At 73.1% G+C, this 13,243-nt stretch carries 10 protein-coding genes and 1 pseudogene; 9 read left to right on the top strand and 2 right to left on the bottom strand.

Going from position 1 to position 13,243, the window contains the following annotated elements:
* Positions 1-264: 264 nt before the first annotated feature.
* Both hemW and ACFRFC_RS33665 read left to right on the top strand, forming a co-directional pair.
* Positions 265-1,497, top strand: coding sequence for a radical SAM family heme chaperone HemW (gene hemW / locus ACFRFC_RS33670; protein WP_382689019.1), 1,233 nt, complete (start codon positions 265-267; stop codon positions 1,495-1,497).
* 120 nt (positions 1,498-1,617) lie between these two features.
* Positions 1,618-2,196, top strand: a complete 579-nt coding sequence (locus tag ACFRFC_RS33665) for a Uma2 family endonuclease (protein ID WP_382689022.1) — start codon at positions 1,618-1,620, stop codon at positions 2,194-2,196.
* Here ACFRFC_RS33665 and ACFRFC_RS33660 read toward each other — a convergent pair.
* Together ACFRFC_RS33660 and ACFRFC_RS33655 are read right to left on the bottom strand one after the other, a co-directional pair.
* A complete protein-coding gene (locus ACFRFC_RS33660; protein WP_382689024.1) occupies positions 2,174-2,992 on the bottom strand; it encodes a DUF3097 domain-containing protein in 819 nt (272 codons plus the stop codon). The two genes, ACFRFC_RS33665 and ACFRFC_RS33660, sit on opposite strands and share 23 nt — an antisense overlap.
* A gap of 42 nt (positions 2,993-3,034) precedes the next feature.
* Positions 3,035-3,766, bottom strand: coding sequence for an MBL fold metallo-hydrolase (locus ACFRFC_RS33655; protein ID WP_382689027.1), 732 nt, complete (start codon positions 3,764-3,766; stop codon positions 3,035-3,037).
* A 177-nt stretch (positions 3,767-3,943) separates the two neighbouring features.
* Between ACFRFC_RS33655 and hrcA the strand changes: the two genes are divergently transcribed.
* The 7 genes and pseudogenes from hrcA to ACFRFC_RS33620 all read left to right on the top strand — a co-directional run bounded on the left by hrcA (position 3,944) and on the right by ACFRFC_RS33620 (position 12,831).
* Positions 3,944-4,960, top strand: a complete 1,017-nt coding sequence (hrcA, locus tag ACFRFC_RS33650; protein WP_382689029.1) for a heat-inducible transcriptional repressor HrcA — start codon at positions 3,944-3,946, stop codon at positions 4,958-4,960.
* Positions 4,961-6,094, top strand: a complete 1,134-nt coding sequence (dnaJ, locus tag ACFRFC_RS33645; protein ID WP_382689031.1) for a molecular chaperone DnaJ — start codon at positions 4,961-4,963, stop codon at positions 6,092-6,094.
* Between the two features lie 557 nt (positions 6,095-6,651).
* Positions 6,652-7,728, top strand: coding sequence for a nitronate monooxygenase (locus ACFRFC_RS33640; RefSeq protein WP_382689033.1), 1,077 nt, complete (start codon positions 6,652-6,654; stop codon positions 7,726-7,728).
* Positions 7,725-8,468 carry a 16S rRNA (uracil(1498)-N(3))-methyltransferase gene (locus ACFRFC_RS33635; protein WP_382689035.1) on the top strand — a complete coding sequence of 248 codons (744 nt, stop codon included), beginning with the start codon at positions 7,725-7,727 and terminating at the stop codon, positions 8,466-8,468. The genes ACFRFC_RS33640 and ACFRFC_RS33635 overlap by 4 nt, the downstream gene beginning before the upstream one ends.
* 20 nt (positions 8,469-8,488) lie before the next feature.
* Positions 8,489-8,878: pseudogene (locus tag ACFRFC_RS33630) on the top strand (VOC family protein).
* Positions 8,879-8,990: 112 nt separating this feature from the next.
* The gene (locus ACFRFC_RS33625; protein WP_382689038.1) at positions 8,991-9,563 is read left to right on the top strand and encodes a hypothetical protein; all 573 of its coding nucleotides are present in this window, start codon (positions 8,991-8,993) and stop codon (positions 9,561-9,563) included.
* A 91-nt stretch (positions 9,564-9,654) separates the two neighbouring features.
* Positions 9,655-12,831, top strand: coding sequence for a S41 family peptidase (locus ACFRFC_RS33620; RefSeq protein ID WP_382689040.1), 3,177 nt, complete (start codon positions 9,655-9,657; stop codon positions 12,829-12,831).
* Positions 12,832-13,243 lie beyond the last annotated feature (412 nt).

Below are 13,243 nucleotides of genomic sequence, written 5' to 3'. Positions count from 1 at the left end.
TGGGGGGCCAGGGCCCGGAGCCGGAGCCGGGAGGGGAGATCAGGCCGGTCCGGGACACCGGGCCGGTGGGGGGAGCGGGTCTGGTGTGGGACGGCGGGCCGGTCCGGGACACCAGGCCGGTGCGGTACGACGGGCCGGTGTGCGAAGACGGGCCGGTCCAGGACACCAGCCCGGTCCAGGACACCAGCCCGGTCCAGGGCAACCCGCCGGTCCACGACAACGCGCCGGTCCGCGGCCACGCCCCGGTGCGGGACAATAGAACGCATGCCCTCCGCTCTCCCCGACGGCGACCCCGTCCCCGCCGACGGCTCGCTGCCCGCGTCCGCGCTCGCCGGGGCCGCGGACCGCCCCCTCGGCTTCTACCTCCACGTGCCGTACTGCGCGACCCGCTGCGGCTACTGCGACTTCAACACCTACACGGCGACCGAGCTGCGCGGCACCGGCGGCGTCCTCGCCTCCCGTGACAGCTACGCCGACACCCTGATCGACGAGATCCGCCTCGCCCGCAAGGTCCTGGGCGACGACCCCCGCCCGGTCCGTACGGTCTTCGTCGGCGGCGGTACGCCCACGCTGCTGGCCGCCGCCGATCTCGTACGGATGCTGGGGGCGGTCCGTGACGAGTTCGGGCTGGCGGCGGACGCGGAGGTCACCACCGAGGCGAACCCGGAGTCGGTCGATCCGGCGTATCTGGCCGAGCTGGGCGCGGGGGGCTTCAACCGGGTCTCCTTCGGTATGCAGAGCGCCCGGCAGCATGTCCTGAAGGTGCTCGACCGCACGCACACCCCCGGCCGTCCCGAGCGCTGCGTCGCGGAGGCCCGTGCGGCGGGCTTCGCGCACGTCAACCTCGATCTGATCTACGGCACGCCCGGCGAGTCCGACGACGACTGGCGGGCCTCGCTGGACGCCGCCCTGGGCGCCGGACCGGACCACATCAGCGCGTACGCCCTGATCGTGGAGGAGGGCACCCAGCTCGCCCGGCGGATCCGGCGCGGTGAGGTCCCGATGACCGACGACGACGTCCACGCGGACCGCTATCTGATCGCCGAGTCCGTGCTGTCGGCGGCCGGATTCGACTGGTACGAGGTGTCGAACTGGGCCACCTCCGACGCGGGCCGCTGTCTGCACAACGAGCTGTACTGGCGGGGCGCCGACTGGTGGGGCGCCGGGCCCGGGGCCCATTCCCACGTGGGCGGGGTGCGCTGGTGGAACGTGAAGCATCCGGGCGCGTACGCCTCCGCCCTGGCCGCGGGGCGCTCCCCGGGTGCCGGGCGGGAACTGCTGGCCGACGAGGACCGGCGGGTCGAGCGGATCCTGCTGGAGCTGCGGCTGCGGGAAGGGGTGCCGCTGGCGCTGCTGCGGGCACAGGGGCTCGCGGCCTCCCGCCGGGCCCTGGAGGAAGGGCTGCTGGACGAGGGGGCGTACGGGCAGGGGCGCGCGGTGCTGACGCTGCGGGGGCGGTTGCTGGCGGACGGGGTGGTCAGGGATCTGGTGGACTGATCACCCCGGGGCGTGGACTGATCACTCCGGCGAGTGAATCGGTGCGGAACGAGGGTTCGGTGCCTAACCTGATCCCTAAGCTGCCGCGGACAGTACGCGGCGAATGTGGAGGCCACGGAGATGACCGCTGTGGACGAACGTGGAGTCGCAGAGTTCCTCGCGCGATTTGAGCCGCCCGACGGACTCAAGGTGGAGCTTCTGCGGGGAGAAATCGTGATGAGGGCCAGCCCTGATCTGGTGCACAACCTGATCGTGCTCCTCACCGAGAGGCAGATCCCGCTGGATCGCTGGTATCCCCTGCAGACTCAGGACGTGGATGTACTCGACGAGGCGAGCGAGCCTGTTCCCGACCTGGTGGTCGTGGCGCGGGACGTCCTGCCCAGTTCCGGACGTCTCCTGCCGTGCCCGTTGATCACGATGGCCGTGGAGGTCGTCTCGAAGACCAGCGTCTACCGTGACTACGCCCTCAAACGATCCGTCTACGCGGCAGGCAAGGTGCCCGCCTATCTCGTCATCGACCCGATCATGGGGCAGTGCGTCCTGCTGACGAAGCCGGAGGGGAAGGGCGAGGCAGCCGACTACCGGGTACAGCACATCGCGAAGTTCGGCGAGGCGATGCCGCTCGACATCCTGGGCGTCGAGTTGGACACCAGCGAGTTCGGTACGTACCCCGATGTCAGGCCCCACCGCTATCCGTGACGAAATCGATCAGCTCCTCCACCCTCCCCAGCAACTCCGGCTCCAGATCCCGGTAGGACCCCACCCGCCCCAGGATCGCCTGCCACACCGCGCCCGTGTTCTGTGACGGCCAGCCCAGCGCCCGGCACACCCCCGTCTTCCAGTCCTGCCCGTGCGGGACGCGCGGCCACGCGGGGATCCCCAGGGCCGACGGCTTCACCGCCTCCCAGATGTCGATGTACGGATGCCCCACCACCAGCGCGTGCTCGCTGGTCACCGAGCCCGCGATCCGCCACTCCTTGGTGCCGGGCACCAGATGGTCCACCAGGACGCCCAGACGGGCATCGGGGCCGGGGCCGAAGGCCGACACGATCGACGGCAGGTCGTCCACGCCCTCCAGGTACTCCACGACGACGCCCTCGATCCGCAGATCGTCGCCCCACACCTTCTCGACCAGCTCGGCGTCGTGCCGGCCCTCCACATAGATGCGGCCCGCGCGGGCGACCCGGGCCCGCGCACCGGGCACGGCGACCGAACCGGAGGCGGTGCGGGAGGGACGTACCGGAGCACCGTCACCCGTGGGGCGTACGAGGGTGACGGGCCGGCCCTCCAGCAGGAAACCGCGCGGCTGGAGCGGGAAGACGCGGTGCTTGCCGAAGCGGTCCTCCAGGGTGACCGTGCCCGCCTCGCAGCGGATCACCGCGCCGCAGAAACCGGTGCCGGGCTCCTCCACCACCAGACCGGGCTCCGCCGGGACCTCGGGGGCGGGCCGCTGCTTCTTCCACGGCGGGGTCAGATCCGGAGAGTACGGGCGCATTCGCACGACGATAGGAGAAGCGGCCCCCCGACGGGTGCCCGCTCACCCCGACACGCCGAAACGCGCGGCCAGCGCGTCCCGCTGCTCCCGTACGAACGCCGCCCCCACCACCGCTCCGTGACCGGGCACGTACAGCGCGTCCTCGCCGCCCAGCGCCAGCAGCCGGTCCAGGGCGTCCGGCCAGCGCGACGGCACCGCGTCCGGGCCCGCCTGGGGTGGCCCCGACTCCTCGACCAGGTCGCCGCAGAACACCACCTCGCGCTCGCCGGGGACCAGGACGGCGAGGTCGTGGGCGGTGTGGCCGGGGCCGACGTTGGCCAGCAGCGCCTGCCGGCCGCCGCCGAGGTCCAGGGTCCACTCGCCGGTGACCTGACGGCCGGGCGCGGACAGCGCCCGCGCGGCCTGTGACGCGTCCGCCTCGGGCAGCCCGTGACGCACCGCGTCCGCGCGCAGCTCCTCGCGCGCGTGCCGTCCGGTCAGCGCCGGGCCCACACCGACCGCGCCGAACACGTCCGCGCCCGCGAAGGCCGCCGCGCCGAAGACATGGTCGAAGTGCGGGTGGGTGAGCGCGAGATGGGTCACACGGCGACCCGTGAGCGCCTGCGCGCGGGCCCGCAGCTCGGCGCCCTCGCGCAGGCTGGCCCCCGCGTCGATCAGCAGCACCGCCCCCTCGCCGGCCACCAGGCCGACCGTGCAGTCCCACCGCGGCAGCCGGCACCGCCCGACGCCGGGCCCCAGCCGCTCCCAGCCCAGCTCTTCCCAAGTCACCGTCATACGGCGACGCTAGCGGTAGCGACACGGGCGGTGTGCCCGCCGCGGGGCCCCGTCATGGCCGGTCTTGCCCCGGGCGCGCCGGACGGCCGTACACTGGCCGGGCAGGGCTGGCACTCGGGGGCGTCGAGTGCCAGGGAAGACGGCGAGCGGGACGACGACTGCTGGAGGTGTGCGCGGATGCTCAGTGAACGAAGACTTCAGGTACTGCGCGCCATCGTCCAGGACTACGTCGGCACCGAGGAGCCCGTCGGCTCCAAGGCGCTCACCGAGCGGCACAACCTGGGCGTCTCCCCGGCCACCGTGCGCAATGACATGGCGGCCCTGGAGGACGAGGGCTTCATCGCGCAGCCGCACACCTCCGCCGGGCGGATCCCGACGGACAAGGGCTACCGGCTGTTCGTCGACAAGCTCGCCGAGGTCAAGCCGATGTCCGGCGCCGAGCGGCGTGCGATCCAGAGCTTCCTGGACGGGGCGGTCGACCTCGACGACGTGGTGGGGCGGACGGTACGGCTGCTCGCCCAGCTCACCCGGCAGGTCGCCGTGGTGCAGTACCCGTCGCTGACCCGGTCCACCGTGCGCCATGTCGAGCTGCTGGCGCTGGCGCCCGCGCGGCTGATGCTGGTGCTGATCACCGACACCGGCCGGGTCGAGCAGCGGATGGTGGACTGCCCGGCGCCCTTCGGCGAGATCGCCCTCGCCGATCTGCGGGCCCGGCTGAACAGCCGGGTGGCCGGGCGCCGGTTCCCGGACGTGCCGCCGCTCGTCCAGGATCTGCCGGAGAGCTTCGACGCCGAGGACCGGGGTACGGTCCAGACGGTACTCTCCACACTTCTGGAGACGCTGGTGGAGCAGACCGAGGAGCGGCTGATGATCGGCGGCACCGCCAACATCACCCGCTTCGGACATGATTTCCCCCTCACCATCCGGCCCGTCCTGGAGGCGCTGGAGGAACAGGTCGTCCTCCTCAAGTTGCTCGGCGAGGCGAAGGATTCGGGCATGACCGTGCGGATCGGTCACGAGAACGCCCATGAGGGACTCAACTCCACGTCGGTCGTGTCCGTGGGCTACGGTTCGGGCGGCGAGGCGGTTGCCAAGCTCGGCGTGGTCGGACCGACCCGCATGGATTACCCGGGAACGATGGGAGCGGTACGGGCAGTGGCACGTTACGTCGGACAGATCCTGGCGGAGTCGTAAGTGGCCACGGACTATTACGCAGTTCTCGGTGTGCGTCGCGACGCGTCGCAGGATGAGATCAAGAAGGCGTTCCGGCGGCTCGCGCGCGAGCTGCATCCGGACGTCAACCCGGATCCGAAGACCCAGGAGCGGTTCAAGGAGATCAACGCCGCTTACGAGGTGCTGTCGGACCCGCAGAAGAAGCAGGTCTACGACCTCGGCGGCGACCCCCTCTCGCAGGCGGGCGGCGCGGGCGCGGGCTTCGGCGCCGGTGGCTTCGGGAACTTCTCGGACATCATGGACGCGTTCTTCGGCACGGCGTCGCAGCGCGGGCCGCGCTCGCGCACCCGCCGCGGCCAGGACGCCATGATCCGTATCGAGATCGAGCTGGACGAGGCCGCGTTCGGCACGACCAAGGACATCCAGGTCGACACGGCGATCGTCTGTGCCACCTGCAACGGCGAGGGCGCGGCCCCCGGCACCACGGCGCAGACCTGTGACATGTGCCGCGGCCGGGGTGAGGTCTCGCAGGTCACCCGGTCCTTCCTGGGCCAGGTCATGACCTCCCGGCCCTGTCCGCAGTGCCAGGGCTTCGGCACGGTCGTCCCCACCCCGTGCCCCGAGTGCGCCGGTGACGGCCGGGTCCGCTCGCGGCGCACGCTCACCGTGAAGATCCCGGCCGGTGTCGACAACGGCACCCGTATCCAGCTCGCGGGCGAGGGCGAGGTCGGGCCCGGCGGCGGACCCGCCGGTGACCTCTACGTCGAGATCCATGAACTGCCGCACGCGATGTTCCAGCGGCGCGGCGACGATCTGCACTGCACGGTCACCATCCCCATGACCGCGGCCGCCCTCGGCACCAAGGTGCCGCTGGAGACCCTCGACGGCATGGAGGAGGTCGACATCCGGCCCGGCACCCAGTCCGGCCAGTCGATCCCGCTGCACGGCCGGGGCGTCACGCATCTGCGCGGCGGCGGCCGGGGCGACCTGATCGTCCACGTCGAGGTGATGACCCCGACCAAACTCGACCCGGAGCAGGAACGCCTGCTGCGCGAACTGTCCAAGGCGCGTGGTGAGGAACGCCCCACGGGGCAGTTTCAGCCGGGGCAGCAGGGGTTGTTCTCGCGGTTGAAGGACGCGTTCAACGGGCGGTGAGCTGGCGCTGCCGCTGGGGTGCCGGTGAGCTGCCGCGGCGGGCCCGTCCGGGGAGGGGCCGAGGGGCCTCGGGGGTGCCGCCCCGGGGTGGCCCGAGGGGCGCGCTGGGGCTGCCCGGCCCGGGGGTTGTGAGCAGCGGGGTGCTGATCCTGGGTCGCCTGAGGGGGCTCAGGCGGCCCGCGCCTCTGAAGGACGACGCTCGGATCGCTCGCCCCAGGGGGGCCGATGGACATGGGCGTTCGCTGCTTCTGGGTGGGCTGGTGGGCTGGTTGCCGGTGGGCACCAAGGCCGCGTGGTCCGGAGGGGGGTCGGACATCGGACGCGGCGCTTCCCGCCCCCCGGGGTAGCCCGGTCGGTATCCGCATCCTGCCCCCCGGGGCCAGCCCGGTCGGCATCCGAGTCCCGCCCCCCCCGCGCACCCCGCCCGGTATCCACAGCCCCACCCCCGCAGCCCCGCGTACCGGCCTGCGTTGTCCCGATCCGTCCCTATGCCTGGGGACTATGCCAACCGTTAGGGTGGATTCGGACTTGTCCGAGCGACGTGACAACATGCGGTCATGTCCTCCGTGCTGACCGATCTCTTTCCGCACCCGATCGTGCAGGCCCCCATGGCGGGCGGCGTCTCCGTGCCGCATCTTGCGCTCGCCGTGTCCGAGGCCGGCGGGCTCGGGTTCCTCGCCGCCGGGTACAAGACGGCCGACGGCATGTATCAGGAGATCAAGCAGCTGCGGACGCTGACGAACAAGCCCTTCGGGGTCAACCTCTTCATGCCCCAGCCGGACACCGCCGACCCCGCCGCCGTCGATGTCTACGCCCATCAGCTGGCCGGCGAGGCCGCCTGGTACGAGGCCGAGCTGGGCGACCCCGAGAGCGGACGCGACGACGGCTACGACGCCAAGCTCGCCGTGCTCCTCGACAACCCCGTCCCCGTGGTCTCCTTCCACTTCGGCGTGCCCACCCCCGAGGTGCTGGAGTCGCTGCGCCGGGTCGGGACGCTCACCCTGGTCACCGTCACCACCCCCGAGGAGGCCCTCGCCGCGCAGCGGGCCGGTGCGGACGCGGTGATCGCGCAGGGCGTGGAGGCCGGCGGCCACCAGGGCACCCACCGCGACATACCCGAGAACGACGGATCGGGACTCGGCCTGCTGTCACTGGTCGCCCAGGTCCGAGAGGCCGTCGCCCTGCCGGTCGTCGCCGCCGGAGGCATCATGCGCGGCTCGCAGATCGCCGCCGTCCTCGCCGCCGGAGCCCAGGCAGCCCAGCTCGGCACCGCCTTCCTCATCACCCCCGAGTCCGGCGCCAACCCCCTGCACAAGCGGGCCCTGACCGACCCGCTGTTCGGCCGCACCCAGCTCACCCGCGCCTTCTCCGGCCGCCCCGCCCGCGGCCTGGTCAACCGCTTCCTGCGCGAGCACGGCCCGTACGCGCCCTCCGCCTACCCCGAGATCCACCACCTCACCGCACCGCTGCGCAAGGCCGCCGCCAAGGCCGGGGACGCCCAGGGCATGGCCCTGTGGGCCGGACAGGGCCACCGGCTGGCCCGTGAGATGCCCGCCGCGCAACTGGTCGAGGTGCTGGTCGCCGAACTCACCGCGACCGGGACGGCGCTGTCCGCCGGAGGGGACGCCCGATGACCGCCCCCGTCTTCGTCGTCGAGCACTTCCACGCCGGGGACGGCGGACGCTACGTCCTGGACGGGCCCGAGGGACGCCACGCGGTCTCCGTCAAGCGGCTGCGCCCCGGCGAGGACGTGATCCTCACCGACGGGGCCGGACGGTGGGCCGACTGCACGGTCCTCGGCACCGAGGGCAAGGACCGGCTGATCGTCCTCCTGGACAGCACCGCCGAGGAACCGGCCCCCGAGCCCCGCCTCACCGTCGTACAGGCCCTCCCCAAGGGCGACCGGGGAGAGGTCGCCGTCGAGACGATGACCGAGGTCGGCGTCGACGCGATCGTGCCCTGGGCAGCCGCCCGCTGTGTCACCCAGTGGAAGGGCGAGCGCGTCGCCAGAGGGCTGGCGAAGTGGCGCAACACGGCCCGCGAGGCCGGAAAACAGTCCCGCCGGGTGCGTTTTCCCGAGGTCACGGGCCTGATGTCCGGCAAGGAGGTCGCCGAGCTGCTCGCCACCGCCGACTTCGCCGCCGTACTCCACGAGAGCGGCGACGCGGGCCTGGCCGGGGCCGAACTGCCCGCCGAGGGTCATATCGTGCTGGTCGTCGGGCCCGAAGGAGGCGTGTCCCCCGAGGAACTGGCACTGTTCGACGCGGCCGGGGCGCGGGCGTACCGGCTCGGGCCGACCGTGCTGCGCACCTCGACCGCCGGCACCGCCGCCGCGGCACTGCTGCTGGGCCGCACCGGACGCTGGTCGTTCTGATCTCCACGCGGGAGGACGTCGTGGAACTCGCCCACGTCAGACTGCTGGTCACCGACTTCGCCGCCTGCTACCGCTTCTACGCCGACGTCCTCGGCCTCAAGCCACGGTCGGGGGCGACGACCGGGGGACCGTAAGAGAAACTCAGCCCCGCCGCCGGAGCCGCCAAAGTCACCGGAGCCGCCGCGATGGCCCCACTCCTCGTCGAGATGCGCGAACCGGCCACCGGGCACCGCCCGCTGGTCGTGCTGCGGGTGGACGATCCGGACGACTGCTGCGCCCGCACAGCGGCCCGCGGCGCCACCCTCCCGCACGGACCCGCCCCACAGGCCGAACGCATGCGCGTCGCCCATCTCAATGACCCCGAGGGCAACTTGGTGGAACTCCAGGAGTGGCGGTTGCTGGTCGGCTGAGCACGAGTACGAGCCCGAGCCGGCTCGCAACGCCCCCAGGTCTGCGCCAGGGCCGCCTTACGTGCCCCGATGCGTACTACCGCCACGGGCGCGACGATGGCACGCTGCCGTCATGGGGGCAGTACGGCAGACATCGCGGCCGGCATCGTGGCAGGCGTTACGGCGGGCAGGGCCGGGCGTCCGGGTGCGCAGGTCCGTCGGGGCCGTGGCGGGCGTGGTGCTCGCCGTGGGCGGGACGGCGGCCTGTGAACCGGGGACCACCGTGAGCACCGCGACCATCACCTTCACCACCGACCAACTCGTCACCCAGGAGCTGGAGCGGCAGAAAGCCCAGGTCCGGTGGCTCACCTGCACCGCCGACCTCGGTGACGGCGCCACCCCGAGCCCGTCCGCGAGCGAGAACACCGTCGCCGACGTCGACTGCGAGGGGCAGACCGACGACGGCAAGGACATCACCGTCACCGGGAAGGTCACCCGGGCCGTCAGCGGGGCCTGTGTGCGCGGCGATCTCACCGCGAAGATCGACGGCAAGGAGTGGTTCCAGGTCTCCGGGCTCGGCGACTGCGACGCCACCAGCGCGCCGCCCGTGAACCAGCCACCCGGCGCCGAACCGACCACGACGGTCACCGTCACCCGGACCGTCTACTGCCAGAGCGACCCCGAGTGCTGGCCCGAGGGGAAATGACCGCGTTCGCGTCAAGCACGCGGCAAGTGATCCCAAACCCCTGTGCGGAAACGCCCCGCCTGCATAGGGTGATCAGGTGATTCAGTCCCCAGTGCCTGCGTACCTCCGGTTTCCGCATGTCCAGGGCGAGTCGGTCGCCTTCGTCGCCGAGGACGACGTCTGGATCGCCCCGCTCGACGGCGGGCGGGCCTGGCGGGTCAGCGCCGACAACGTGCCCGCCACCATGCCGCGCATCTCGCCCGACGGCACCACGGTCGCCTGGACCTCCACCCGCGACGGCGCCCCCGAGGTGCACCTCGCCCCCGTCGACGGCGGCCCCTCCCGGCGGCTGACCCACTGGGGCAGCGCCCGCACCCAGGTCCGCGGCTGGACCTCCGACGGCCGGGTCCTCGCCCTGAGCACCCAGGGCCAGGCCACGCTCCGCCGCACCTGGGCCCACGCGATCCCGCTCGACGGCGGCCCCGCCGAGACCCTCCCGTACGGCCCCGTCGGCGCCGTCGCCCACGGCCCCGCCACCGTGCTGCTGTCCGCCCCGATGGGCCGCGAGGCGGCCTGGTGGAAGCGGTACCGGGGCGGTACGGCGGGCAAGCTGTGGATCGACCCCGACGGCGACGGCGAATTCGTACGGCTGCACGAAGGGCTGGACGGCAACCTGGAGTGCCCCGTGTGGGCGGGCGAGCGGATCGCCTTCCTCTGCGACCACGAGGGCACCGGCGCCCTGTACTCCTCCCTCGCCGACGGCTCCGACCTGCGCCGACACACTCCACTGGACGGCTTCTACGCCCGTCAGGCGTCCGGTGACGGCACGCGTGTCGTGTACGCGTCCGCGGGCGAACTGTGGCTGCTGGACGACCTCGACACCGCCGAGCCGCGCCGCCTCGACATCCGCCTCGGCGGCCAGCGCACCGACCGCCAGCCCTACCCGGTGAACGCCGCGCGCTGGTTCGGCGCCGCCGCCCCCGACCACACCGCGCGCGGCAGCGCGGTCGCCGTGCGCGGCGCCGTCCACTGGGTCACCCACCGCTCCGGCCCGGCCCGCGCGCTCGCCGCCGAGCCGGGGGTACGGGCCCGGCTGCCGCGCACCTTCCGCGCGGACGGCGAGGAATGGGTGGTGTGGGTGACGGACGCCGAGGGCGCCGACGCCCTGGAGTTCGCGCCCGCCACCGGCCCCGCCGCCTCCCCCCGCCGGATCGCCGCCGGCCGGCTCGGCCGGGTCCTGGAACTGGCCATGGCCCCCGACGGCAGCCGTGCCGCCGTCGCCTCCCACGACGGCCGGCTGCTGCTCGTCGATCGCGAGACGGGCGAGGTCCGCGAGGTCGACCGCAGCGAGGACGGCGACGTCAGCGATCTCGCCTTCTCGCCCGACTCCGGCTGGCTGGCCTGGTCCCACCCCGGCGCCCGCCCGCTCAGCCAGCTCCGCCTCGCCCACACCACCGATCTGACGGTCACCGAGGCGACCCCGCTGCGCTTCCAGGACTACGCGCCCGCCTTCACCCCCGACGGCAAGCACCTCGCCTTCCTCTCCAACCGCTCCTTCGACCCCGTCTATGACGAACACGTATTCGACCTGGCCTTCGTGGTCGGTGACCGACCGCACCTGATCACCCTGGCGGCGACCACCCCGTCCCCCTTCGGCCCGCAGCGCCACGGACGGGCCTTCGAGGCGCCGGACAAGGACGAGACACCGGACGGCGAGGGCACCCCGGCGACCCGTATCGACCTCGACGGACTCGCCGACCGGATCGTGCCCTTCCCGGTGGAGGCGGGCCGCTACTCCAACCTCCGGGCCGCCAAGGACGGCGTCCTGTGGCTGCGCCACCCCGTCCAGGGCGTCCTCGGCGCCTCCCGGGCCACACCCGACGACCCCGACCCCAAGACCGAGCTGGAGCGCTACGACCTCGCCCAGCAGCGCATCGAGCATCTCGCCGCCGACGCCGACCACTTCGAGGTCAGCGGCGACGGCAAACGGGTCCTGCTGTGGACGGACGGCCGCCTGAAGGTCGTCCCCAGCGACCGGCGGGCCTCCAACGACGACGACAGCGACACCAACATCTCCGTCGACCTCTCCCGCATCCGCCAGACCGTCGACCCCGGCGCCGAGTGGCGGCAGATGTACGACGAGACCGGCCGGATCATGCGGGAGAACTTCTGGCGGCCCGACATGAACGGCGTCGACTGGGACGCCGTCCTTACCCGCTACCGCCCCCTGGTCGACCGGATCGCCACCCACGACGACCTGGTCGACCTGCTCTGGGAGGTCCAGGGCGAGCTGGGCACGTCCCACGCGTACGTCATTCCGCGCGGGTACGGGGGTGGGGGCGCCCGGCAGGGGCTGCTCGGCGCGGACCTCTCCCGCCACGAGGACGGCACCTGGCGGGTCGACCGGATCCTCCCCTCGGAGACCTCCGACCCCGACGCCCGCTCCCCGCTGGCCGCGCCCGGGGTCGCCGTGCGCGCCGGGGACGCGATCGTCGCCGTCGGCGGCCGGGCGGTGGACCCGGTGACCGGGCCCGGACCGCTGCTGGTCGGTACGGCGGGCAAGGTGATCGAGCTGACCATCTCCCCGGCGGGCGGCGGCGATCTGCGGCACGCGGTCGTCGTGCCGGTCGCGGACGAGGAGCCGTTGCGCTACCACGCGTGGGTCGCGGACCGCCGGGCGCATGTCCACGCCCGCTCCGGCGGGCGGCTCGGCTACCTCCACGTGCCGGACATGCAGGCTCCCGGCTGGGCGCAGATCCACCGTGACCTGCGGGTGGAGGTGGCGAGGGAGGGCCTGGTCGTCGACATCCGCGAGAACCGGGGCGGACACACCTCGCAGCTGGTGGTGGAGAAGCTCGCCCGGCGGATCGTGGGGTGGGCGGTGCCGCGCGGGATGCGGCCCCACAGCTACCCGCGGGACGCTCCGCGCGGGCCGGTGATCGCCGTGGCGAACGAGTTCTCCGGCTCGGACGGGGACATCGTGAACGCCGCGATACGGGCCCTCGGCATCGGCCCCGTCGTCGGCACCCGCACCTGGGGCGGCGTGATCGGCATCGACAACCGCTACCGGCTGGTCGACCGCACGCTGATCACCCAGCCGAAGTACGCGTTCTGGCTCGAAGGGTACGAGTGGGGGGTCGAGAACCACGGCGTCGACCCCGACGTGGAGGTCGTCCACCGCCCCCAGGACTGGGCGACCGGCTCGGACCCCCAACTCGACGAGGCAGTACGCCTGGCACTCGCGACCCTGGACCAAACCCCAGCGAAGACACCACCACCTCTGCCGTGAGGGCGCGCCGGACATCGCGTCCCCCGCGCGGCCGGACAAGGCCCTGGGGGCGGGCCGAGTGGCAGAAGGTGCGGTCGGTTGCGGCCGGCGGCGGGGCGTGTCGCTGAGCCGCGCTTGCGGGGTGCCGCCGCGCCCACCCGTGCCGCCCCAGCGGCACGACTGCCCGCAGCTAGGGGGGCGGGGGAGCGCCGCGGCTAGGGGGCAGGGGAGTGCCCGCCGCTACGACGGTCGGAGTCACCTCGACCTGATCACGCAGGCCAGCGGCAACCCCCCAGGGGCGCGGGGAACTGCGCGACCAGCCCCCACCGGCGGAAACCCGGCAACGAAACGCCGCACCTCGCAAGCGGCGCCACCGCCCACGCAGGCCAGCGGCACCCCCCCCAGGGGCGCGGGGAACTGCGCGACCAGCCCC

The sequence above is a fragment of the Streptomyces sp. NPDC056734 genome, assembly GCF_042790455.1.
Lineage (GTDB): Bacteria > Actinomycetota > Actinomycetes > Streptomycetales > Streptomycetaceae > Streptomyces.
This window is presented reverse-complemented; position numbering and strand designations above follow the sequence as displayed.